The sequence below is a fragment of the Nonomuraea sp. NPDC048901 genome (genome assembly GCF_040649695.1).
Taxonomy (GTDB): Bacteria; Actinomycetota; Actinomycetes; order Streptosporangiales; family Streptosporangiaceae; genus Nonomuraea.
The window spans coordinates 440,197-463,650 of record NZ_JBEZFW010000003.1; the positions used below are offsets into that span (position 1 = coordinate 440,197).

Annotated in this window: 21 protein-coding genes and 1 pseudogene; 13 read left to right on the forward strand and 9 right to left on the reverse strand. The window is 72.0% G+C overall.

The window, feature by feature from the left end; translation table 11 throughout:
- Positions 1-73: 73 nt before the first annotated feature.
- The 4 genes from AB0C30_RS11525 to AB0C30_RS11540 form a co-directional block, all read right to left on the reverse strand.
- Positions 74-880 (reverse strand): alpha/beta hydrolase, encoded by an 807-nt coding sequence (locus tag AB0C30_RS11525; protein ID WP_357942216.1) that lies wholly within the window; start codon positions 878-880, stop codon positions 74-76.
- A 32-nt stretch (positions 881-912) separates the two neighbouring features.
- Positions 913-1,710, reverse strand: coding sequence for an aminotransferase class IV (locus AB0C30_RS11530; protein WP_357942218.1), 798 nt, complete (start codon positions 1,708-1,710; stop codon positions 913-915).
- Positions 1,711-1,723: 13 nt separating this feature from the next.
- Entirely contained in the window at positions 1,724-2,167 is a 444-nt protein-coding gene (locus AB0C30_RS11535; protein WP_357942220.1) for a MarR family transcriptional regulator, read from the reverse strand.
- 126 nt (positions 2,168-2,293) lie between these two features.
- Positions 2,294-3,439, reverse strand: a complete 1,146-nt coding sequence (locus tag AB0C30_RS11540) for an alpha/beta hydrolase (protein ID WP_357942222.1) — start codon at positions 3,437-3,439, stop codon at positions 2,294-2,296.
- A 133-nt stretch (positions 3,440-3,572) separates the two neighbouring features.
- Here AB0C30_RS11540 and AB0C30_RS11545 point away from each other — a divergent pair, with 133 nt between their 5' ends.
- From AB0C30_RS11545 to AB0C30_RS11570, 6 genes are all read left to right on the forward strand, one after another.
- Entirely contained in the window at positions 3,573-4,820 is a 1,248-nt protein-coding gene (locus AB0C30_RS11545; RefSeq protein ID WP_357942224.1) for a histidine kinase, read from the forward strand.
- Positions 4,817-5,461 (forward strand): response regulator transcription factor, encoded by a 645-nt coding sequence (locus tag AB0C30_RS11550; protein ID WP_357942226.1) that lies wholly within the window; start codon positions 4,817-4,819, stop codon positions 5,459-5,461. Before AB0C30_RS11545 ends, AB0C30_RS11550 begins: the two co-directional genes overlap by 4 nt.
- Positions 5,462-5,600: 139 nt before the next feature.
- Positions 5,601-6,095, forward strand: coding sequence for an SRPBCC domain-containing protein (locus tag AB0C30_RS11555; protein ID WP_357942228.1), 495 nt, complete (start codon positions 5,601-5,603; stop codon positions 6,093-6,095).
- A gap of 118 nt (positions 6,096-6,213) precedes the next feature.
- On the forward strand, positions 6,214-7,248 hold the full coding sequence (locus AB0C30_RS11560; protein WP_357942230.1) for a hypothetical protein: 1,035 nt from the start codon (positions 6,214-6,216) through the stop codon (positions 7,246-7,248).
- Positions 7,245-8,423: a histidine kinase gene (locus AB0C30_RS11565; RefSeq protein WP_357942232.1), complete on the forward strand. Its 1,179-nt coding sequence runs from the start codon at positions 7,245-7,247 to the stop codon at positions 8,421-8,423. The genes AB0C30_RS11560 and AB0C30_RS11565 overlap by 4 nt, the downstream gene beginning before the upstream one ends.
- Positions 8,420-9,025, forward strand: coding sequence for a response regulator transcription factor (locus tag AB0C30_RS11570; protein ID WP_357942234.1), 606 nt, complete (start codon positions 8,420-8,422; stop codon positions 9,023-9,025). The genes AB0C30_RS11565 and AB0C30_RS11570 overlap by 4 nt, the downstream gene beginning before the upstream one ends.
- An 8-nt stretch (positions 9,026-9,033) precedes the next feature.
- On the opposite strand, the gene AB0C30_RS11575 is transcribed toward AB0C30_RS11570, so the two are convergent.
- The gene (locus tag AB0C30_RS11575) at positions 9,034-9,594 is read right to left on the reverse strand and encodes a helix-turn-helix domain-containing protein (RefSeq protein WP_357942236.1); all 561 of its coding nucleotides are present in this window, start codon (positions 9,592-9,594) and stop codon (positions 9,034-9,036) included.
- A gap of 68 nt (positions 9,595-9,662) precedes the next feature.
- Here AB0C30_RS11575 and AB0C30_RS11580 point away from each other — a divergent pair, with 68 nt between their 5' ends.
- Together AB0C30_RS11580 and AB0C30_RS11585 are read left to right on the forward strand one after the other, a co-directional pair.
- Positions 9,663-10,565 (forward strand): alpha/beta hydrolase, encoded by a 903-nt coding sequence (locus AB0C30_RS11580; RefSeq protein ID WP_357942238.1) that lies wholly within the window; start codon positions 9,663-9,665, stop codon positions 10,563-10,565.
- Positions 10,566-10,632: 67 nt separating this feature from the next.
- Complete coding sequence (locus AB0C30_RS11585; RefSeq protein ID WP_357942240.1) at positions 10,633-11,019, forward strand: nucleotide pyrophosphohydrolase; 387 nt, start codon at positions 10,633-10,635, stop codon at positions 11,017-11,019.
- Here the strand turns inward: AB0C30_RS11585 and AB0C30_RS11590 are convergent.
- The gene (locus AB0C30_RS11590; protein ID WP_357942242.1) at positions 10,979-11,596 is read right to left on the reverse strand and encodes a TetR/AcrR family transcriptional regulator; all 618 of its coding nucleotides are present in this window, start codon (positions 11,594-11,596) and stop codon (positions 10,979-10,981) included. The two genes, AB0C30_RS11585 and AB0C30_RS11590, sit on opposite strands and share 41 nt — an antisense overlap.
- A gap of 75 nt (positions 11,597-11,671) precedes the next feature.
- On the opposite strand from AB0C30_RS11590, the gene AB0C30_RS11595 reads away from it, so the two are divergent.
- A complete protein-coding gene (locus AB0C30_RS11595; protein ID WP_357942244.1) occupies positions 11,672-12,094 on the forward strand; it encodes a hypothetical protein in 423 nt (140 codons plus the stop codon).
- A 2-nt stretch (positions 12,095-12,096) separates the two neighbouring features.
- On the opposite strand, the gene AB0C30_RS11600 is transcribed toward AB0C30_RS11595, so the two are convergent.
- Both AB0C30_RS11600 and AB0C30_RS11605 read right to left on the reverse strand, forming a co-directional pair.
- Entirely contained in the window at positions 12,097-13,266 is a 1,170-nt protein-coding gene (locus AB0C30_RS11600) for an FAD-dependent monooxygenase (protein WP_357942246.1), read from the reverse strand.
- Between the two features lie 14 nt (positions 13,267-13,280).
- Positions 13,281-13,745, reverse strand: a complete 465-nt coding sequence (locus AB0C30_RS11605) for an SAM-dependent methyltransferase (protein WP_357942248.1) — start codon at positions 13,743-13,745, stop codon at positions 13,281-13,283.
- A gap of 109 nt (positions 13,746-13,854) precedes the next feature.
- Here AB0C30_RS11605 and AB0C30_RS11610 point away from each other — a divergent pair, with 109 nt between their 5' ends.
- The 3 genes and pseudogenes from AB0C30_RS11610 to AB0C30_RS11620 all read left to right on the forward strand — a co-directional run bounded on the left by AB0C30_RS11610 (position 13,855) and on the right by AB0C30_RS11620 (position 18,656).
- On the forward strand, positions 13,855-16,728 hold the full coding sequence (locus tag AB0C30_RS11610) for an AAA family ATPase (RefSeq protein ID WP_357942250.1): 2,874 nt from the start codon (positions 13,855-13,857) through the stop codon (positions 16,726-16,728).
- Between the two features lie 286 nt (positions 16,729-17,014).
- Positions 17,015-17,430: pseudogene (locus tag AB0C30_RS11615) on the forward strand (YciI family protein).
- A complete protein-coding gene (locus AB0C30_RS11620; RefSeq protein WP_357942252.1) occupies positions 17,430-18,656 on the forward strand; it encodes a sigma-70 family RNA polymerase sigma factor in 1,227 nt (408 codons plus the stop codon). Before AB0C30_RS11615 ends, AB0C30_RS11620 begins: the two are co-directional and overlap by 1 nt.
- 5 nt (positions 18,657-18,661) lie before the next feature.
- Here AB0C30_RS11620 and AB0C30_RS11625 read toward each other — a convergent pair whose 3' ends face one another.
- Complete coding sequence (locus AB0C30_RS11625; protein WP_357942254.1) at positions 18,662-20,179, reverse strand: MFS transporter; 1,518 nt, start codon at positions 20,177-20,179, stop codon at positions 18,662-18,664.
- Between the two features lie 59 nt (positions 20,180-20,238).
- Here AB0C30_RS11625 and AB0C30_RS11630 point away from each other — a divergent pair, with 59 nt between their 5' ends.
- The gene (locus AB0C30_RS11630) at positions 20,239-23,439 is read left to right on the forward strand and encodes a BTAD domain-containing putative transcriptional regulator (protein ID WP_357942256.1); all 3,201 of its coding nucleotides are present in this window, start codon (positions 20,239-20,241) and stop codon (positions 23,437-23,439) included.
- Positions 23,440-23,454: the final 15 nt, after the last annotated feature.

Sequence of the window (23,454 nt, forward strand, 5' to 3'; positions counted from 1 at the left end):
GCCGGGATGATCGCCGACACTTCACCTGCGGCGGCGATATTTCGGGAAAAGTCGAAGGAATGGCAGGTTCCGGCTACGCGAGGAGTTCGCGTAGTGAGGCCGCGTACGCCCTGGGGTGCGAGGTGTTGCCGTTGTGCCCGCCCGGGAAGTGCATGAGGTCGGTGCCGAGCAGTCGCGCCAGCTCCTCGGCGCATCGATAGTCGAAGACCGTGCGCGGGGTGGCGCGACCGGCGACGGGCACGATCGGGGCGCCCTTCAGCGTGGCGGGGTCCAGCCGGTCGGCGATGATCGCCGTCCAGTCGTGCTCCACGAAGTAGCCGAAGTTGGCGGCCCGCTGCTCGGTCATCGGCTGCGGGGTCAGGTCCGGCTCGACGTCCTTGGCGGCGAGGTCGATGCCGAGCGTCCTGCTGATCTCCTTGATCAGGGCGGGCAGACCGTCACGCCGATAGATCTCCTGCCCCTCGGCCAGTTCCCGCCGGTGGCCGAGGCACTCGTCAGGGGGGAGCAGCCACGGCGCGACGGGCTCGTGCGCGATCAGCCTGCTCAGCCGGCCGCTCGCCACCAGGTGCAGCCCGATGGTGGCGCCGAAGCTCATGCCCAGCATCGTCACCGGCTCACTGGTCAGGTGGTCGAGCAGGCGCAGTACGTCGTCGGCGTGCTCCTCGACGGTCGCGCCCCGAGCCGGGTCGTCCAGGGTGCTGCGCGAGAGCCCGCGCCGGTCGTACGTGATCACCGTGTGGTCGGGGACGAGCCGGTCCACGAGGTCGACGCTGCGTCCGGCGTCACCCTCGCCGCTCTGCGAGATCAGCAGGACGGGGCCGGTGCCCCGTACCTCGAAGTAGAGGTGCGCGCCGGCCACCCGCAACATGCCAGTTTCCATGGCACTCACCCTAATACATCAAGAATGATGTATCAAGAATGATGGATTTCCTCCCAGGGCATGCCCTCGAAGTAGCCGATCAGCCGGCCCATCGCCGCCTCGTCCACCTTCAGCGTCAGATCGTCGACCTGCCCCACGGCCACGACGCCGTGCGAGTTCGTCAGGAACACCGTCTCGAAGTCCGGCAGATCCGCCACCCGCAGCACCCGGCTCTCATACGGCACACCCGCCTGAGCCAGCCCCGCCTCCATGAGCTGCATCGTGATGCCGTGCAGCATGGGCGCGTCCGGCCAGATCACCCGGGTGCCGTCGAAACAGCCCAGATTGGTGATCGAACCCTCGGAGATCACCCCGTCGTCCGCGGTGAGCAGGGCCTCGTCGAAGCCCTCCGCCTGCACCTTCCGCCCCAGGTAGCCCTGGGGGAAGCCGCCCAGGTGCTTGACGTGCGGGAGAAAGCGCTGGTAGCGGACCGATTTGAGGCTGCGTGGGGTGGTGGCGACCTCGACGGGAGGCTTGGCGGTCACCAGTACGTGCAGGCGGGCGACCTCGCACACGTAGACCCGTACGGACGCGTCGGGCGCGGCCGCTGGCCGCCGGTCCAGACCCAGGGCCGACCTGATGGAGTCGACCACCAGCCCACGGTCGAGCGGGCGGCCGAACAGCTCCTCGGTGGCCCGGTCGAGCCGGTCGAGGTGGCGGTCGAGGCCGCGTACCCGGCCCTGTCTGACCTGCATCGCGGTGAAGTGCCCGTATCTCGCCGAGACGGCCAGCGTCACCTCCGGCGCCTCGGCGAGCCTGCCGTCGATCACGGTGCGTTCGATGTCGATCAACTCCCTCGTACGGCTAACGGCTGAGCGTCCTGGGGATGAGGCGGCGGGCCAGCTCCTCCAGCATCTCGACCGTCTCGGCGATATCGTGCCGGTCGTCGGTGTCGAGGGCCGCGGCCACGGCGTCATCCACCGGCGCGGCACGTACCTCCGACAACCGCGCCGAAACCTGCGGCGACTCCCTGATCAGGGAGCGCCGCCGGTCGCGGGGGTCGGTCATGGCCTCCAGGGCGCCCACGGACTTGAGCCGCGCGACGGCGGCGGAGACGGCGCTCTGCGGCAGGCCGGTACGGGCCGCCACCTCGCCCACGGAGGTGTCGGGGTGCTCCCGGATGTCGCTCACCACGATGAGGACGGTCCGGACGCTGGTGGAGTGCTCGCCGATGCCCTCGGTGGGCATGGCCTCCTCGCCGATCTTCATCAGCGTCCGCCCGAGCAGGAACAACTCGACCCCGTTCACCTCAGGCACGATACAGCTGAACGGGGGCGGGCTGGATCTACGGTGCTCACGATGTTCCAGGTGACGGTCCGTTGTGGCTGGTGTTGGGCCATGATGACCCGGCTGCACGCGGCGCTGCTGTGACCCTCAGCGCCGCGAGGCGGGCTCAGGCCAGAACGTCACTTCGGGGAAGTCCTTCGACGGCTTGTCCAGCAGCGGCTCCCGCTGCTGGCGCAGGTGCCGGTCGAGGAAGGCGCCGACGTACGTCCGGGTGATCGACACGGCGCGCTCACCGTCCAGCGCGGGTGCGGGCAGACCCACCTGCGGCCTGATCACCGCGTAGTCGGTGAACGAGGCGTGGTCCGTGTCCGCGACCGACAGCCAGCGCTTCCACCCGTTCACCTTCGGCCACCAGTTGACCCATGACACGTCACCGGCCGGCGTGTGGTTCTCCTTGGTGCCCATCATGAGAAGCGGCCCGCGTACCGTACCCGTGGGCTGCTTCGGGTTGTAGCTCCCGTCGAGGTTCACCCCGGCGCGCACCCGCTTGTCGGCCGCCATGAGCTGCGGGGCGGCGTTGCCGCCCGCCGAGAAGCCGACCACGCCGATCCGCGACCTGTCGACCAGCCGCCCCCAGCCGCTCTTGGCGGTGAGCCGGTCGAGCACGAACGACAGGTCGATCACCCGGCTCTTCGCGATCGCGGCCCCTCTCTCCTCGGTGTTCGCCCCAGCGCACGCGGCGCAGGTCGTGGTCCGCCCGTCGGGGAACGTGGTGGCCGCCGACTCATAGGTGTGCTCGACGGCCGCGACCAGGTACCCCTTGCTGGCCAGGTCCTCCGCCAGCGAGGTCATCGTCGCGCGCGGAAAGCTGAAACCCGGAGAAACGAGCACGAGCGGCAGGCTGCGGGTGAGCGGCTTCGCGTCGACCGTGGCGTAGGTCCGGGTCTTGGCGAGCGTGTCGGCGGGGACGTTCGGATAGGGCTTGACGATCAGCGCCGACTCCTGCGGCGTCACGTAGGGAGCCGCCCGCGTGCCCGCCTTCGTGGCCGGGTACCACAGGGAGACCATGAGCTGCCGCGGCCCGTCCTGCGGCACCCACGGATCGGGACGGTCGGTGTCGACCAGATGCAGGGAGGCCAGTCCGACGGGGTACTTCCCGGTGGGCGCGGGCAACGAGGTGCCCGCAGTTGTCTGTAGGGGCCCGGTGCGCGCGGTCTCGGCTTGTGCTTGTGCCTGTACGGTCGGCGTCGCCAGCAGGGCCACGCCCAGGGCCACGATCAGGTGTCGTTTCATGCGGCCCAGCCTGGGCCCGTACCCACCGGCCCGGCTTGCCCGGGAAGTCGACCGGCACCCCCTCCTTTCGTAGCGGTCCCGATCGACGATCGGCTCGGGCGGCGGCCCCGCGTCGCCCCATAGGCTGACGAACATGCAGGTGAGCAGACGGATCGAGGGCGGCTTGCCGGTGTTGCTCGGGCCGGCCGTGTTCGTGGTGTCCGCGGTGCCGTTCGATCAGACCGACGGCCTGACGTCGCCCGTGTTCGTCACGACGGCGGCCGCCGCGGGCGTGGCGGCGTGGTGGGCGCGGCGGTCGTGGTGGCCACTCGCCGTACTCGGCGCCGTCTTCTACGTGTGGCTGGTGATGTGGCCGCCGCTGATGGTCGCCTCCTACTACGCCGGTACGACCCTGCGCGGCACCCGCGGCATCACGAGCTACCTGGGTGGCACCGCCGTGGCGCTCGGCACGGCCGTCGTCGTCGGCGACCTGATCGGCGGACGCCGGGAGATGGTGACGGCTACCCCCGCCAACGTGGCGCTGATGGCCATGGCCCTGGTGGGGCTGCCGTTCATGTTCGGGCTCTGGACCCGGGCCCGGCGCGATGTGCTGGCCGCCGCCAGAGAGCGGGCCGACCGGCTCGAACGCGAGCAGGTGATGCGGGCCGAGCAGGCCAGGGCCCAGGAACGGGCGCGTATCGCCAGGGAGATGCACGACGTGGTCGCGCACCGGGTCTCGCTGATGGTGCTGCACGCGGGGGCCCTGGAGGTACGGGCCGCCGACGAGCCCACGGCCCGTACGGCGTCCATGATCGGCGACATCGGCCGGGAGGCGCTCACCAACCTGCGTGAGCTGCTCGGCGTACTGCGCTCGAACCAGCAGCCCGCCGAGCTCAGCCCGCAGCCCACGCTGGCCGACCTCGACCGGCTCCTCGACCAGTCGCGCGCGCTGGGCATCTCGGTACGCAGGCACGACCACGGTCAGCCGCGCGCACTCGGCTCTACGGTGGAGCGGACCGCCTACCGGGTGGTTCAGGAGGCACTCACCAATGTGCACAAACACGCCCGCGACGCCCACACCGACGTACACGTGCGCTTCCTGAACGACACACTCCAGGTGGAGATCCTGAACCGAGGCACCGCCGACGGGCCGGGCGCGGAGCGGCCGCTGCCAGACGGGCAGGACGCGACGCTGTCGAACGGGCAGGACACGACACGGTCGGACGGGCCGGGTGCGGAGCAGGCGCTGTCCGGGGCGGAACGGGCGCTGCCCGGGGCGGGGTGGGGGCTGGCGGGGTTGCGTGAGCGTGTCGAGCTGCTCGGGGGATCGCTGGCGGCGGGCCCCAGACGGGAGGGCGGCTACCGCGTCACCGCCGACATTCCCGTGAGGGCCGCGGCATGATCCGGGTGCTGGTCGTGGACGACGAGGCCCTGGTCAGGTCCGGGTTGCGGATGATCCTGGAGACGGCCGACGACATCGTGGTGGTGGGCGAGGCCAGGGACGGCGAGGAGGCCGTCGGGGCGGCGGCCCGGCTCAGGCCGCACGTGGTGCTCATGGACGTACGGATGCCCGGCACCGACGGCTTGACCGCCGCCGCCCGCGTACTGGCCGCCCCGGACCCGCCCAAGATCGTCATGCTGACCACGTTCGACCTGGACGAGTACGTCCACGAGGCGCTGCGGCTCGGCGCGGTCGGCTTCCTGCTCAAGGACACGCCGCCGAGAGACCTGACCGCCGCCGTCCGTACGGTGGCCGCCGGCCAGGCCATGCTCTCCCCGTCGGTCACCAGGCGCCTGATCGACGCGTTCGTGGACCGTGCGCCTTCGCGGTCGGACTCGGCCCGCAGGCAGCTCGCCGCGCTCACCGGCCGCGAGGAGGACGTGATCAGAGCCCTCGCCCGCGGTCTGTCGAACGCCGAGATCGGCCGCGACCTGCGCCTCTCGGAGGCGACGGTCAAGGCGCACGTGAGCCGGGTACTGGCCAAACTCGGCCTGACCAACCGCGTCCAGGCCGCCATCCTCGTCCACGACGCCGACCTCTGAGCTTGTCTTTCAGTTCTTGCCCGTCCACGCAAAATATCCACGCGAAATACACGGGCCGCTAAGTGACATCTGTATCTGTTTGTCCTGGCCGACGCGGGTGCAGGGTTGGGTTCATCACCCACTTGCTAGGGAGCAGACCATGACACTGGCCAACGAGAGCGTGCGTATCACACGTACCTACCCGACCACCCCCGAGCACGTCTGGCGGCTGTGGACCACCCCCGAGGGCATCGCCTCCTGGTGGTCGCCGGACGGCTTCACCGTCGAGGTCGGCAAGCTCGACCTGCGGCCCGGCGGCGACCTCATCTACACGATGACCGCCACGGCGCCGGAGCAGATCGCGTTCATGGAGAGCCACGGGATGCCGCTGAGCACCGAATCCCGTAAGAAGTTCGTCGAGGTGTCGGAGCCGGGCAGACTCTCCTACACCTCGCTCGCCGACTTCATCCCCGGCGTGGACCCGTACGACTTCCTCACCGTGGTCGAGCTCGAGACTGTCGAGGGCGGCGTCCGCGTCACGATGACGGCGGACGCGATGCACGACGAGGAGTGGACCCAGCGGCTGGCCGCCGGCCGCGCCAACGAGCTCGACAACCTCGGCCGTGTGATCGACGCCGACGAGGCAGGCGCGTAGGCATGGCCAAGCCATGACCCTGCTCCTCTCCCCGGCCAGGCCGCCGCTGGTGGCCGCCACTCGGCCGGGCCACCTACCCTGGTCACCCGGGACACGTGGACGGGGGGTGGTTCGGCTGGTGGCATTCTGGCGATCCGACCGCGTCGTCCGGCTGGCTCCGGTCGGCGCGGTCGCCTGCAGCGGCCTGCTGCCCTTGCTGCAGGTCGCGCTGTCGTTCAGCTATCTGGGCAACGACTCCCGCACCGGATTGTGGAGCCTCGCGACGACCGCGGTGTACCTGCCTCTGCACCTGCGCCACGTCTGGTACGCGGCGCGCGCCATCCGTCCGCCGGCCGGCCATGGGACATTCGCGGCGATGGCCGTCATCATCCTCGCCGCCACTCCACTGGCCGGGAACATGTGGCCGCGCACCTACGCGAGCCTCGCCGTGTCGGCCGTCCTGGTCCTCCCCGGCCCGTGGTCATTCGTCGCGTACCTGTCTCTGGCGATCGCGGCGGCACCCGTCGCCCTGCTGCTGGGCCTGCCATGGAACGCCGCGCCGTGGCTCACTCTCTCGGAGCTCTGCGGCAGCGGGGCCGTACTCCTGCTCGTCTGGCTCTCCGCCGCCCTCGTCCGCCTGCGGTCGGCCAGGGAGGTGCTCGCCCAGCGGGCGGTCGCACAGGAGCGGCGCCGCATCGACGACGACCTCCGCCGTACGCTCGGCACCGCCCTGGAGTCCCTCGCGGCCCGCGGCGCACGCGCCGCCGACCTGCTGACGACCCCGCTCGACAAGCGGGCTGATCTGGAGGCGGAGCTGTCCGGGCTCGCCGACGATTCCCGGCGTACGCTCGCCGAGGCCAGGCAGCGGGTACGCGGCTACCGCCAGCCGTCCCTCCGAGCCGAACTCGACACGGCCGCCACCCTGCTCTCCGCGGCCGGCATCGAGACCCGCCTGCAGCTGCCCCGCACGGGCATCCCCGACACGATCGCACCGCGGCCCCGGGCGGCTCTGCGCGCGACGGTCACCGGCCTGCTGCGCGCCGACGGCGTGAGCACCTGCACGATCACGGCAACCCTCCTGGCCGGTGGAGTACGCCTGGAGGTGCGCGCCGACGACACCATCGAAACCATCGACGTGCGGCCCCACATCCACACGTCCGAGGCCCGCCCATGACTCCGCCGATCGCGCCGCGGTGGGTCGTGCGCCACCCCCTCTGGCCGCTGATCGCCCTGCACGTCCTGCTGGCCGTACAGGTCCCGGTCTACACGACCCTCGGCATGGACGGTCCATCCGGCAACCCGGTCGTCGCCACCGTCGCCTGCGCCCTGGCCCTCTTCCTGAGCCTGCGACACAGCCTGGCCGCCTCCAGAGGCGAACGCCCGGCGGGCTGGCCCTGGACCCTGGCGGCGCTCGTCATCCTCGCCAACGTCCCCCTCTGGTGGTTCGGCTCGAACTGGCAGGCCTTCACCAGCTTCGCCCTCGCCTCGATCGTGATGCTGCTGCGCGGCCGTCTGATGCTGTTCGCGGTGATCGCGCAGCTCCTGCACAACCCGGCGAAGGAGGTGATCGCCATGCTGCGCGACGACGCCCACACCATCCCCCAGGCCCTCCTTCTGGGCGCGTACGCCCTGTTCGCCCTCATCCTGTATGCCGGCACGCTGGTCGGTGGCGCCCGGCTGGTCCGGCTGCTGAACGAGCTGGAGGCCACCCGCACCGAGCTGGCCGCCACCGCCGTCGGCGAGGAACGCATCCGCGTCTCCCGCGACCTGCACGACCTGCTCGGCCAGAGCCTGTCGGCCATCTCCCTCAAAGGCGACCTGGCCCTCCGCCTGCTCGCGAAAGATGTGGCCGCCGCCCGCGACGAGGTCGAGAGCCTGACCGGCGTCGCCAGGGACGCGCTGCGGGATGTACGCGCGATCACCCGCGACGAGCACTCCGTATCGCTGCGCACCGAGATCGACGGCGCCGCGGCCCTGCTCGGCGCCGCCGGCGTCGACACCCGCCTGGACGTGGCCGACCTGCCGCCCCTGTCGGCCCCCGCCCAGAACGCCCTGGCCTGGGCGATCCGCGAAGGCACCACCAACCTGCTACGTCACAGCGACGCCCGCACCTGCGCCATCACCCTCACCCACCACCAGGGCACGATACGCCTGGAGATCGTCAACGACGGCGTCCAGCCCTCCTCTGGGGCAGCCGACCTGACCCGCACCCCACCCCACCTCACCCCGCCCGGCACAGGGCTCTCCGGGTTGGCCGAGCGGACCCGCGCCGCCTCCGGCACGTGGCTCACCACCGTCCACGACGGCCTGTTCCTGCTGTCGGTAGAAGTCCCCGAGGAGGTCGCGTGATCCGCGTGCTGATCGCCGAGGACATGCACATGATCCGCTCAGCCCTGGTCGCCCTGCTGTCGCTGGAGGACGACATGGAGGTCGTCGCCGAGATCGAACGCGGCGACGAGGTCCTCGCCACCGCCCTCCGCGTCCACCCCGACGTGGCGGTCCTCGACATCGACATGCCCGGCCTGGACGGCCTGTCCGCCGCCGAACAACTGTCCGCCCAGCTCCCCGCCTGCCGCACCCTCGTCCTCACCGGCCTCAGCCAGCCCGGCAACCTCCTCCGCGCCCTGAAGGTCCACGTCAGAGGCTTCATCGTCAAGGACGCCCCCGCCCACGCCCTCACCGACGGCATCCGCCGCATAGCCCGCGGCGAACGCGTCATCGACCCCGAACTCGTCGCCGCCGCCCTCGAAACCGGCAGCAGCCCGCTCACCCCTCGCGAGACCGAGGTCCTGCGCGCCGCCGCCACCGGCATCCGCGTCGCCCAGATCGCCACCGATCTCTCGCTGTCACAGGCCACCGTACGCAACTACCTGTCGAACGCGATCAACAAGGTCGGCGCCCGCAACCGCATCGACGCCATCCGCATCTCCCGCGACGCCGGCTGGCTCTGAACCCCGTCCTACTCACCTTGAGGTCGGTGACTTTCCGGCTGTGGATCCTCGGTCGGAAAGAAGATCGTGCTCAGCAGGTGGTGGCCGCGGTCCGGTGCGGGTTCGTTCCGCAGCCGGGGCATGATGACGCCGACCATGTCGCTGATCATCTCGGTGCGTTCGTCCTCGTTGAGCCAGAGCGGGAACTGCCGGTACGACACCGAGTCCGCGGTCGGGTCGGCGTTCTCGCGGTCGAGATAGGCGTTGAACTCCGCGAGCAGGGCCGCCATGGCCGCGGCGAAGCCGTGCCGGTGGTCTTCCAAGGACATCGACGCGGCCGCGTCCTGATCGATCACCGCCCGCGTCCGGCGTAGCCGGTAGTGGCGTTCGACAGCGCCGTGCACCCGCTGCTCGCCCTCCACCTCCAGGACTCCCGCCTCGGCCAGCAGGCCCACGTGCCGGTACACCGTGGTCTTGGGGACGTCGGGCAGGCGAGCGCACAGGTCGGACGTGGTGCGGGTCAGTCCACCGGACATGGCGTGCACGATGCGCAGCCGAACCGGGTGCAGGAGCAGGTCAAGCGTGTCCATCTGGCTACGATCCCATATCTGGTACTGTTCCCAAACTTGGGAAAGCAACGTACAGGAGGGGTTCCGCGATGAAGGACCAACCGACGCTTCCATTGGGGCGGTTCTACGAGGTGGGAGGGCGGCGGCTGCCGCTGCACCGATCGGGCGACGGGAGCCCGGCGGTGGTGTTTCTGCCTGGAGCCGGATCGTCCGGCATGGATTTCCTGAACGTCCAGGAGCGGGCCGCCGAGCTCACCACGAGCGTGCTCTACGACCGTGCCGGAACGGGATGGAGCGACCGGGCCGAGCTGCCGCGCACCTCCACCGAGGTCACCGACGAGCTGCGCGAGCTGCTGCGGGTCGCCGGCGTGCCCGCGCCGTACCTGCTGGTCGGCCATTCCCTCGGCGGCCTGTACGCCCGCCACTACGCGCAGCGCTTCCCCGGCGAGGTGTCGGGCCTGGTCCTGGTCGAACCCGAACACGAGGACTACGACGCGTACATGCCCCCGAAGCTGGTCGAGACCTGGGCCGAATGGGACCCCGACCAGGCGGTTCCCGACGAGCTGCCCGACGAGGTCATCCAGTTCTACCGCGGCCTGTTCACGCAGGTGCTGGCCGACTGGCCGGCGGCCACCCGCGAGCTGCTCGTCGAACGCCATGTCAGCCCGGAATGGATAGGGATCGGCGCCCAGGAGGCGGCGAACCGCTACCAACTCCACGACGAGGTACGCGGGGCGGGGCGGCTGCCCGACGTGCCGCTGATCGTGCTCACCGCCACGGGTATCGACGCCTTCAAGGAAGCGGTGTCCCAGGGCACCCCCGAGTCGCTGCTGCGCGAGGAGATCGACGGCAAGCGGCGACTGTATGACGCGCTGGCCGCCTCGGTTTCGCGCGGCGAGAACCGCCTGGTCGACGACGTCGGCCACGCCTCCATCAGCTTCCGCCGGCCCGACGCCGTCTTCCAGGCGATCCACGATCTCCTCAGCGGGTGACCACGACCTCCATGGCCTCCTCGGCAGTTGACGGCGGGCGCCGCGCGGCCCGCTAAGGTCGTCAGGCGTGACGAACGAGTTGGAGCCACTCGCCGAACGGCAGCGGGAGTTCGCGCGTGCGCGAGACTGGGAGCAGTTCCACACGCCGAAGAACCTCGCCATGGCACTGGCGGGGGAGGCAGGGGAGTTGCTGGCGGAGTTCCAATGGCTCACCCCCGACGAGTCGGCCGACCTCGACCCCGAGGCGCTCGCCCGGGTCCGCTCGGAGCTCGCCGACGTGACGCTCTATCTGGTACGGCTGGCGGACGTGCTCGGCGTCGACCTGGTGGCGGCCGCCAACGCCAAGCTCGACGAGGGCGAACAACGCTATGACGCCGACCTCTACCGCGGCTCCGCCAGAAAGGCCCCACCCCTCAACCAGTCTCCTCGCGAGAGCCGGCCTCCTCGCGAGTGAGCGCCGCTGCCGTGGCGTCGGCGACGGTGGTGGCGAAGGCGGGCAGGTTGGATCGGTCTTCGAGCAGCAGGAACAGCCAGGCGAACACCGGCCCGAGCAGCAGCGCGTGCACCACCGCCGGTTCGGGCCGCCGCGCCAGCTCGCCCCGCCCGATCGCCCGGTCGAGGATCTCGACCAGGCAGCGCCGTTCGGCGGCGACGAACGTGGCGGTGAACTTGGCCGCCAGAGCCGGATCCGCGTGGACGTCGGCCAGCAGGCCGGGCACCACGCCGGGTGGCGGCGCGGCCAGCTGGTCCACCATGAGGTGGGTCAGGGTGGCGAGGTCGGCGCGGAGTGAGCCCGCGTCGGGAGGCGTGTCGAGCTCCAGGTCGTGCAGCGCCACCGCGAAGATCATCTCCTGCTTGGTGGCGTACCGTCGGTAGATGGCGGCCTTGCCCACGCCTGCCCTGGTCGCGACCGTGTCGACCGTCAGCTGCGCGTAACCGTGCTCGGCGATCAGCTCGCGCGCGGCGGTGGCGATGGCCTTGTCCACCCGGTTGTCCCGGGGGCGGCCCAGGGGCTGCTTTCGTTCCCGCATGGCGGCGAGTATACGGAACTCATAGTTCCGGAAAAGACTTGCGCAGAGGTCAAAGCAGATCCATGATACGGAACTATGAGTTCCGAAACTGATGTTTCCGTAAGAGGGGTGGTGTGGGCGGGCGGGATCATCATGTTCCTGGCCGCCGGGCACCTGCTGATCACCGGAGTGATCAGTGCCCAGCACCTGCCGGACTGGTTCAGCGGTGCGCTGTGGCTGGGCGCGGACGGGCTCGACGGCCTGCGCGATCCGGCACCGGCGGCGGGCGCCTTCTGGATGGTGTGGGGCAGCTTCGCCGTGCCGCTCGGGCTGGTCGGGGCGCTGGTGGTCCGGTTCGGGCGGCTCGGACAGGTGCCGCCGCCGTACATCGCGATCGGGGTGGCCGTGTGGGGCCTGGTCGCGGCCGTGGTGCTGGAGCCCACGCCGTTCGTACTCGTCGTGATCCCGGCGGGCATGCTGCTCGCCGCCCAGCGCGGGCGCCGGGCGGCGACCGCGTGAGCTCAGTGCCTGTCGGCCGCGGCCAGCTCGGACAGGTTCATCGCCATCGTGTGGTGGACCGCCGGGATCCAGTCCAGGGCGCGCAGGGCCGTGTTGCGCAGGACTCGCAGCGGTGAGTTGCCCACGGTCGCGATCTTCGTCATCTTGTGGGTGAAGGCGACCACTTCCTCGGCGACCGGGCGGCGCTCCGCTTCGTACTCGTCCAGGACCGTCTCCGGAGCGCCGTCGCGCAGCACCGCGGTGAGCTTCCCGGCCAGGTTGAGCGCGTCCTGGATACCGGTGTTCATGCCCTGGCCGCCGGCCGGGCTGTGGACGTGGGCGGCGTCGCCGGCCAGGAACAGCCGGCCCGCCCGGTAGTGGTCGGCCAGCCGGTGGTGGACCCGGAAACGGGAGCTCCAGACCAGGCCGGTGACCATGGACCGGTGAGCGTGGGGACCACGGGCGTCGAGCAGCGCCTGGATGTCGGCGGCAGTCGGGTGCTCGGCAGCCTCGTCGACCGTCGCGACGATCCGGTGGCGGCCGCCCGGCAGCGGGGCGACCACGGTCACCCCCTCCGGGGCGAAGTACAGCGCGACCTCGTCGGCGGGTCCCGTCCAGTCGAGATGGACGTCGGCCAGGATGAACGACTGGGCGTAGGTGTCGCCCGTGAAGGAGATCCCGCTCTGCTCGCGGATCGTGCTGTGCATGCCGTCGGCGCCGACGACGTACGAGGCGTGGATCAGCCCGCCGTCGGAGGTCTTGGCGGTGACGCCGGTGGGCTGCTGCTCGACGATCGAGATCTCGTACGGGCGGTGGACCGTGCCGCCCTGGCTGAGCAGCCGGTTCAGCAGGACCTGCTCGGTGATGTTCTGAGGGACCAGCAGCGTGTACGGGAAATCGGTCGGCAGCTTGTCGAAGCCCACCGTGAGCAAGACCCGGTCACGGTCGCGGACGGTGAAGCGGGGCACGGTGACACCGGCGGCCACCAGTTCGTCGCTCACGTCTATCGTGCGCAGCACCTCCAGGGTGCGGGCGTGCACGACCGCCGCCCGCGACGTGTTCGCGCCTTCCGGCGCCTTGTCCACGAGTACGGCGTCCACCCCCTGCCCGGCCAGCGCCGTGGCCAAGGAGAGCCCGGCCGGGCCCGCGCCGACGATCAGGACATCCGTACTGGCGGGAAGCTTGGCATTCATGACGTGGAGTCCCCTCAGTAGTAGTTACGCATGAGTTCGGTCGACCAGTGCGGCTGTACGACCTCGCCCTGCGGGCCGAACTCCGCCATATAGGGCTTGAGATCGAGGACCGGGCTGCCGTCGATGGCGTCCAGACCGCGGACGCGTACGTCGAGGCCGTCGACGCCGAGCAGGCGGCAGCGGGAGACGCCCAGCCGGTTCGGGCGGTTCTTGCCGCGCTGGGCGAAGATGCCCACCAGCGGCCAGCCCGGGTTGCCCCTGGGACGGCGGGCCGAGGTGTTCACCGAAGCGGGGTCCACGAGGTGGAACTGGAACACCACCTCCAAGTGCGAGAACGCCTCCAAACCGGCCAGGGAGTCCGGCGCGAAGCGGCTCCCGTCGAGCCGGATCACGGCCTCCTCGGTGTTCCAGTCGTCGTCGAACGCCTCGGTACGCCCGCCGACGACGGTCCCCACCGGCTGCAGGCTCACATGTTCCATAACTCAGGACCGTAAGGGCCGCGCCGCCCCGGCCGAATCCGTCACGGTGACCGGTACCTGGGAGGGCGGCTCACGGGATTCGGTCACCGGTTAGGTAGGGTCGGGCAGCATGATCGGCCGACACGCGGAGATCGCCCTCCTGCGGGGGATGATCGCCGAGTCCGGGGCCGGCCAGGGCAACGCCATCGTGGTGTACGGCCAGGCCGGGATCGGCAAATCGGCGCTGCTCGCGGAGGTCGCCCGGACAGCCGGCGGGGACCCGCTGGTGCTCCGCGTCACCGGCGTCGAGGCCGAGGCCGAGCTGCCCTTCGCCGCCCTGCACATGCTGCTGGGGCCGGCCCGGCAGCTCATCGCGGAGCTTCCGGCGGCGCAGCGGGACGCCTTGCGCGGCGCTTTCGGCCAGAGCGAGGGCGGGGCCCAGGACCGGTTCCTGGTCGGCCTCGCGGTGCTGACCCTGCTCGCCGACCTCGCCGGCGAGCGCCCCCTGCTGTGCCTCGTGGACGACGTGCAGTGGCTGGACCGTGCCTCGGTGGACGCGCTGGTGTTCGCGGCCCGCCGGCTGGGCGCCGAGCGGATCACCATGATCCTGGCCGCTCGCGACGACGGTACGGAGCGGCCCGTCGACGGCGTACCCGAGCTGCGGCTCGCCGGTCTCGCCCGGCCCGACTGCGAGGCGCTGCTGGCCGAGGTGGCGGCCGATCTGGTGCCCGAGGCGCGGGATCGGGTGATCGAGGAGGCCGAGGGGAATCCCTTGGCGCTGCTGGAGTTCGCCGGGACCCTCACTCCCGAGCAGCGGGCCGGCCGGCTGAGCCCGCTGCCCCTGCAACCACCCCGGCTTTCCCTGGCCGGCCGCCTCGAACAGTCGCTGCGCGCCGCGATCCGGCTGCTCCCCGAACGCACCCAGCGGCTACTCCTGATCGCCGCGGCCGAGGACTCCGGCGACCTGGACCTCGTCCTGCGAGCGGCACAGAGCTTCGAGGCGGCGGGCTTTGGGGCCGGGTTGGCCGATCTGGAACCGGCCGAGCGCCGCCAGCTGGTGCGCGTTTCGGAGGATCGGCTGCGGTTCCGCCACCCCCTGGTCAAGACCGCCGCATATCGCGAGGCGCCGCTCGCCCATCGGGTGGCCGCCCATCACGCGCTGGCGCGGGTCCTCGACGGTGACGAGCAGGCCGACCGCCGCGCCTGGCATCTGTCCGCCGCCGCGGTCGGGCCGGACGAGGAGACGTCGGCCGTACTGGCCGCGACGGGGGACCGCGCCCGGCAACGCGGCAGCCACGCCTCGGCCGCCACCGCGTACGAGCGGGCCGCGCAGCTGACCGTCGACCGGCGGCTGCGGGCTCAGTGGCTGGCCGCGGCCGCCGAGGCGGCGATCGGCACCGGGCAGCTGGCCCGCGCGGGCGCCGCCGCCGACCGGGGACGACGCCTGACCGGGGATCCCGCGGTGCTGGCCCGGCTGGCCGCCGTACGGGCCGTGGTCGACGCCGAACACGGCGGCCCGACGCCGGCCGCGCACACCCTGATCGAGGCCGCGGTGGGCATCGCCGGGAACGCGCCGGACGACGCGGCCACCCTCCTCGCCACCGCCGCCGGTGAGGCCTGGTTCGCGGGCGACCGTGCCGCGCTCGGGCAGATCACGGACCTCCTGGCCGCTCTCGGCCCGGGGATCGACGCCTCCCTCGCGACGGTGGCCGGAGCGGTACGCGGCATGGAGCGGGTGGCCGCGGGAGACCCGGCCGCCGGACTCCCACTCCTGCGCGCCGCCATCGTCCCGCTACGCGCGGCCCTCCCCACAAGCACCGCGACCCTCCCTACGAGCGCCGCAATCCCGGCACCGCACGCGAATCTCCCCACAAGCACCGCCGTCCCGTCGCCGCACGCGAACCTCCCCACGCCCGCCGCCGGCCGGGTCATCGGGACGTACGCCGTGTTCAGCGCCCTGATGACCGGCGATGACGCCGCCGCCTGCGAGATGGCGGCCGCGCAGGTGGACACCTGCCGCGAACAGGGCCTGATCGGTGCTCTGCCGCACGCTCTCCAACTGCTCACCCAGGCCCAGATCCTCCACGGCCGGCACGCGGAGGCAGCGGCCTCAGGTGCCGAGGCGTGGCAGATCGCGCATGACACCGGGCAGGCCGGGCGGCTGCGCCACCTGCACGGCATCCTGGCCCGCCTCGCCGCCATAGAAGGCGATGACGAGAGGTGCGTACGGCTCGCCCAGCAAGCCGAGGGCGCCGCCCAGGAGCGCAACGGATCCGGCTGGGGCGGCTGCGCGCTGACCCTGCTCGACCTCGTACGCGCTCGGCACGAAGCGGTGGCCGAGCGGATGGCGCGGGTCCTCGGCGGACCGCTCGGCCACACCGTGATCGTCACCTTCGCCATAGCCGACTACGTCGAGGCCTGCGCCCGCCTGGGTGAGCCGTCACTGGCCACCGAGGCGTTCGCCCGGTTCGACGCCTGGGCGGCGGCCAGTGCCCAGCCGTGGGCCGCCGCCGTCGCGTACCGCTGCCGGGCCCTGCTCGCCCCACCCGGCGAGGCCGAGGCGCACTACGCCGAGGCGCTCCAGCGGCACACCCAGGGTGGGCGGCCGTTCGAGCGGGCCAGGACCGAGTTGCTGTACGGCGAGTGGCTGCGGCGGGGCCGCCGGCGGTCCGATGCCGGCGTGCGGCTGCGTGCCGCGATGGACCGGTTCGCCGCGCTGGGCGCGAACCCTTGGGCCGAACGCGCCCGTACGGAGCTGGCCGCCACCGGCGCCCGCGCAGACCTGCCGGAGCCCGGCGGCCAGGCCAGACCACTCGACACGCTGACCCCGCAGGAACTGCAGGTCGTCCGGCTGGCCGCGACGGGCGCCACGAACCGGCAGATCGCCGCCCAGCTCTTCCTGAGCCCGCGGACGGTGGGGTTCCACCTGTACAAGGCGTACCCGAAGCTGGGCGTCTCCTCGCGCACGGACCTGGCGGGTATCGACCTGGGCTGGCCCGCCTGACGGAAACACCACGTGCCGCCTTTCGGCGGTGTGGAGGGGGCGGGATTTGTCGCCTTCCAGAGCTGCGACGTTAAGCTTTCTGATCAGCATGGCAAGCTTTCTGATCAGCATGGCGTCCGCGCGTCAGCCACCGCTCAGGGGCCGATCTGACGGGCGAAACGCGGGTTGGCGGGATCGGCCGCGTCGCGGCGAGAGATTTCTCCGGGGCCGTGTCGATCCGCGGGCAGCTCGTTCGACATGTGGGTGTGAGGGCCGAGAGGCGGCCCCGCCGGATGAGGAGAACGCGATGTCGAAGTACATGCTGATCATGCGGGGTACCGATGAGTCGAACGCGGCCATGATGGCCGACATCGACGAGATGATGGCCACGACCCGCCAGTTCATCGAGGAGATGGTCAAGGCCGGCGTTCTCCTCGCGGCGGAAGGGCTGGATGATCCGGCCCGGGGCGTCGTGGTCGACTTCAGCGGCCAGGCCCCGGTGGTCACGGACGGGCCTTACGGAGAGACCAAGGAACTGTTCGGGGGCTACTTCCTGCTCGACGTCGCCTCGAAAGAGGAGGCGATCGAGTGGGCCAAGCGGGTCCCGGCGGCCCCCGGGTCCAAGATCGAGGTCCGGCGGGTGGCCGGGAGCGACGAGGTCCCGCAGGTCGACCGGTGATCGTCAAGGACTGGGCCGGGCGCGAGAGCAACGGCCAGATCTGATGGGTGCGGCTGATGTCGAGGCCGTCTGGCGGATCGAGTCGGCGCGGATCGTCGCCGCGCTGACCCGGTTCACCGGCGATTTCGGGCTGGCAGAGGACGCGGCCCAGGAGGCGGTGGCCGAGGCGCTGGTGTCGTGGCCGCTCGCCTCTCCGGCGAATCCGGCCGGCTGGCTGATGGCCACGGCCCGGCGGCGGGCGATCGACGCGATCCGCCGCCGGACCGCCCTGCAGGACCGATACGCCCTGCTGGCGGCCGACCTGGCGGCCGACTCGGCGGTTGACGAAGACATCGATCCCGACAAGATCGATGACGACGTGCTGGCGTTGATGTTCGTCAGCTGTCACCCGGTGCTCTCCCCGGAGGCTCGGGTGGCGCTGACCCTGCGTGTGGTCGGCGGCCTGTCCAGCGAGGAGATCGCCCGCGCGTTCCTCGTACCCGTGCCGACCGTGCAGGCCCGCATCACCCGGGGCAAGAAGACGATCGCGGCGGCCGGGGTGCCGTTCGAGCTGCCGCCGGCCGCCGAGCGCCGGGAACGGCTGGGCGGCGTGCTCAGCGTCCTCTACGTGATCTTCACCGAGGGGTCGACGGCCACGTCGGGGGACCGGCTGCTGCGCCCCGAGGTCGCCTACGAGGCGATTCGGCTGGCCCGCACGCTGGCCGCGCTGCAGCCGGACGAACCGGAGGTGCATGGCCTGCTGGCGTTGTGCGAGCTGACGGCCGCGCGTTTCCCGGCCCGGACCGGGCCGGCCGGTTCACCGATCCTGCTGGAGGATCAGGATCGGCGGCTGTGGGACTTCTCGGCGATCCGCCGTGGGCTGGCCGCGCTGGCCAAGGCATCGACGCGCGGCCTCGGCCCCTACGGCCTGCAGGCCGCGATCGCCGCCACCCACGCGTCGGCGCCCTCGGTCGAGGCGACCGACTGGGACCGGATCGTGGTGCTCTACGAGGCACTCGGCCGGGTCGCGCCCTCGCCGGTGGTCGAACTCAACCGGGCCGTCGCCGTGGCCATGGCCTCGGGCCCGGCGCAAGCCCTGGCCATCGTGGACGAGCTGATCGCCTCGGACCGGCTTCCCGGTTCGCATCTGGTCCCGACCGTACGCGGCGAGCTGCTGGCCCGGCTCGGACGGCGACCGGAAGCGCGCGTCGAGCTGGAGCTGGCCGCCCGGCTGTGCGCCAACCAGCGCGAACGCTCAGTGCTGCTGCGCAAGGCGGCCGAGCTGGGCTGAGGGCGTCATGCGGCGGCGAGTGCCTCCGAGTTGTCCGCCTGCGCGGCGCGGTCGTGGTGGCGGAGCACGGCGATCGTGACGGCGGCGAGGACGAGGAAGACCACCACGCCGACCGCCGCCACCGCGTTGAGCCCGGTGGTGAAGGCGTCCCTGGCGACCTCCAGTACGCCGGGCAGATCCTTGGCGACCGTCACCGCCGCGGTGATGCTCTCGCGGGCACCCTCCACCGGCAGCGTGTCCGGCAGCTGGTTGCGATAGACGGCGGTACCGAGGCTGCCCAGCACAGCCACGCCCACGGCCACCCCGAACTCGCCGGAGGTCTCGCCGAGCGCCGCCGCCGATCCGGCCTTCTCCACCGGGGCGGCCGTCATGATCAGGCCGTTGCCCGCGCCCATCGGCACCGCGATCCCGGCGGAGGCGAGGATCAGGCCGACCACGACCAGCCACGTACCGCCGACGCTGGGCACCTGGGTGTGCACGAACAGCCCCACAGCGCCGACCACCAGCCCACCCGCCATCGCGTACGCCGTCCCGAACCGGCGGGCGAGGACCGGGGCGAGCGTCAGCGCGGCGATCATCACGATGTTCTGCGGCACCAGCCACAGCCCGGCGCTCAGGGGTGACAGCCCGGCGACCGTCTGCAGGTACGTCGTGGACATCAGCGTGGTGCCCGCCATGACCACGCCGCCGAGCAGCATGATCCCGAGGGTGGCGGCGAACGCGCGGTTGCCGAACAGGCGCAGGTCGAGCAGCGGGCTGGCCAGACGGCGCTGGCGGCGGACGAACACCACGCCGACACCCACACCGATCACGACCGCGGCGACGGCCACGGGGTTGACGCCGTTCCTGGCGGCGTCCTTGAGCCCGTAGATGAACGGCAGGATGGCGGTCAGCGACAGCGCGACGCTGGCCGGGTCGAGCCGCCCGGCGGCCGGGTCGCGATACTCGGGCAGCAGCGCCCGCCCGGTGGCCAGCAGCAGCACCATGAACGGCACGCCGAGCAGGAACGCCGAGCCCCACCAGAAGTGCTCCAGCAGCAGGCCGCCCACCAGGGGACCGAGCGCCATGCCGACCATGAAGCAGCTGAACCAGATCCCGATCGCGGCACCCATCTGCTTCGGATCCCGGAACATGTTGCGCAGCAACGCCATCGACGACGGCATCAAGGTGGCCCCCGCGACGCCCAGCAGAGCCCGGGTGGCGATGAGCATCTCGGCGCTGACCGAGAAGGCGGCCAGCATGGACGCGGCGCCGAAGCAGGCGGCGCCGATCATCAGGAGCCGGCGGCGGCCGATCCTGTCGCCCAGTGTTCCCATCGTGACCAGGAACCCGGCCAGCATGAACGAATAGATGTCCAGGATCCACAGCTGCTGCGGCGCGCTCGCGCCCAGACCGGCGCTCAGCCGCGGCAGCGCCAGGTAGAGGACGCTCCCGTCAAGGGAGAGAAGCAGGGCCACCGAGGCCAGGACGCCCAGCCCGAGCCATTCCCGTCGTCCGGCGAGGTCGTTCATCGTGTTTCCCATGCCTTCACGGTGCTGGAGCGGCCTTCAGATCCACTTCTCGTCCGCTTAAGGTGGCCCTTATGCGCTTTGGGGTGCTCGGGCCGCTGGCCGTATGGACCGACCAGGGGGAGCCCGTCACGATCCCCGGGCTGAAGGTCCGCGCGCTACTCGCCGACCTGCTGGTGGACGAGGGCCGGCCGGTGTCGACCGACCGGCTCGTGGACGACCTGTGGGCGGGCGAACCGCCCGCCAAGTCCGCGGGCGCGCTCCAGGTGCGGGTCTCGCAGCTGCGGCGCGCGCTGGAGGAGGCCGAGCCCGGCGGGAAGAACCTGATCATCTCGCGCGCGCCCGGCTACCTGCTCAAGGCCGCCGAGGGTACGGTCGACGCCGCGCGGTTCGCCGACCTGCTGGCCCGCGCCGAGACGGCCGAGAGCCCGCGGACCAGGGCGGAGCTGCTGTCCGACGCGCTGGCGCTGTGGCGCGGCCCGGCGTTCGCCGACTTCGCCGACGAGGAGTACACCAGGTCCGCGATCCTCCGGCTGGAGGAGCAGCGGCTGTCCGCCCTGGAACAGCAGGCCGAGGCGCGGCTGGAGCTGGGCGAGCACGGCCTGCTCGTGGGTGAGCTCGGTGACCTGGTGGCCCGCAATCCGCTGAGGGAGCGGCTGCGGGCCGTACACATGCGGGCCCTGTACCGCGCGGGACGGCAGAGTGAGGCGCTGGCCAGCTACGCCGACCTGCGCGAACGGCTGGCCGAGGAGCTCGGCCTCGATCCCGGGCCCGAGCTGGCCGCGCTGCACCAGGCCATACTCGGCCAGGACCCGGCGCTGAGCAGCCCGGCCGACCGGCCCGTCACGAACCTGCCCGCCTCGCTCAGCGACCTGATCGGCCGGGACGGCGCGCTGGCCGAGGTCCGTACCCTGCTGGAGAGCAACCGGCTCGTCACGCTGACCGGCAGCGGCGGCGTCGGCAAGACCCGGCTGGCCCTGGAGACCGCCACCCGGCTCGCCGACGCGTACGCGGACGGCGCGTGGCTGGTCGAGCTGGCCCCCCTCGATCGGGGGACGCGCTCACCGGACCCCGACGGGCGGGCGGAGGCGGCGGAGCTCGACATCCGGGCGGTGGCGGAGACCGTCGCGGCGGCGCTCGACATCCGGGAAGAGTCCGACGGGACGCCCCTGGTCGACCGGCTGGCCGACGCGCTGCGCTCCCGGCGGCTCCTGCTCGTCCTCGACAACTGCGAGCACGTGATCGAGCGGGTCGCCGAGCTGACCGGCCGGTTGCTGCGGGCCGCCCCCGGGCTGCGCGTGCTGGCCACCAGCCGGGAACCGCTTGCGGTGGCCGGTGAGGTGCTGTGGAGCGTGCCGCCGCTGGACGTACCGGCCGGCGCCGACCCCGAAGAGGTGGCGCGGTCCGAGGCGGCCCAGCTGTTCGTGGCGCGGGCCGCCGCCTCCGCACGCGGCTTCACCCTCGACGAGGGGAACGCCGGGGCGGTCGCGCAGCTCTGCCGGCGGCTCGACGGCATCCCGCTGGCTCTGGAGCTGGCCGCGACGCGGGTACGCGCGCTCGGCGTGCACGGGGTGGTGGCCAGGCTCGACGACCGGTTCCGGCTGCTCGCCTCCGGGCAGCGCGGCGCGCCGCCGCGTCAGCAGACGCTGATGGCGGTGATCGACTGGAGCTGGCAGCTGCTCACCGAGCCCGAACGCGCCGTCCTGCGCCGCCTGGCCGTCCACGCCGACGGCTGCACGCTGGAGGCCGCGGAGGAGACCTGCGCGGAGGACGGGCTCGACGTGCTCGACCTGCTCGCGCGGCTGGTCGACCGCTCGCTGGTGGTCGTGGCCGACGGTACGGGGGGCATGCGGTATCGGTTGCTGGAGTCGGTGGCCGAGTACTGCCTGGAGCGGTTGTCGGAGGCGGGTGAGCTGGATCGGGTACGACAGGCGCACTCGGCCTATTACACGGCGCTGGCCGTACAGGCTGAGCCGTTTCTCTACGGGCACGCCCAGCGGGAGTGGCTGCTGCGGCTGGACGCGGAGGCCACGAACATGCGGGCGGCGCTCGACGCGGCCGCGGCGGCGGGGGACGCGGCCGGTGCGCTGACGCTGGTGAACGCGCTGGCCTGGTACTGGGTGCTGCGCGGTCGGTTGGCCGAGGGGCGCCGGTCCCTGGAGTCGGCCCTGGCCATCGCGGACGACGGTGCTGTTTCGGAGGCTCGGGCCAGGGCGGGGGCGTGGCGGGCCGGGTTCGCCGTCATGCTGGGGGAGGACGTCGACTGGCGGTCCGCCGTGGATCAGGTGGCGGATCCGGGCGTACGGGCCAGGGCCGAGTGGTTCATCGGCTCGTCGGCGCTCGACATGGTGACCGGGCAGGAATTGGTGACGAGCGCGCTGGCGACGTTCCGGACCATGGGCGATGAGTGGGGGATCGCCGCGGCCCTGAGCTGCCGGGCGCGGGACGCCTTCACGCGACGGGACTTCGTGGCCCTCGAACGCGACGGTGAGGAGAGCGCGCGGCTGTTCCGGCAGCTCGGCGACCGGTGGGGAGTGCTCCAGGCCACGGAGTGGCTCGGCGGGCTGGCCGAGATGGGGGGCGACGCGGAGCGGGCCAGGCGGCTGTTCGCCGACGGGCTGCGGATGGCGGAGGACCTCGGGCTCTGGCCGGAGGTGGCCGGGCGCACCGCGTGGCTGGGCTGGATGGAGCTGGGGGCGGGCGACTTCGAGCGGGCCATGGAGCTGTGCGGGCGGGCCCTGCACATCGCCTCCGGACAGGGCCATCGAGAGACCACGATCATGGCCGAGATGGGGCTCGCCTATGCCGAGCGCCGGGCCGGCCACCTCGACCTGGCGGAGCAGCGCCTGAACCATCTGCTCGAAGGGATCGCCAGGGGTCCCGGCGTCGAGCCCGCCCTGCACCTGCCGGACACTCTCGTCGAGCTCGGCTTCCTCATCGAGCGGCGGGGCGACGTCGCGACCGCCAGGGACCTGCACCTGGAGGCGCTCACGGCGGCGCAGCGCATCGGCGACCCGCGCTCGGCGACGTGGGCCGTGGAGGGCCTGGCCTCCGCCGTGGCCGCCGGAGGCGCCCATGAACGGGCCGCCCGGTTGCTGGGGCTGGCGGCGGGCGTCCGCGAGCACAACCAGACGCCTGCCGCGCCGTCGGAGGCGGCTGAGGTCACGCGGGTCACCGAGGTGGTCGTGGAAGCGTTGGGGGAGGCGGCGTTCGGCATCGCGTACGAGCAGGGCGGCAGGCTGAAACTCGAGGACGCGGCCGACCTGAGCCCATAAGGCCTGTGCGGCTGT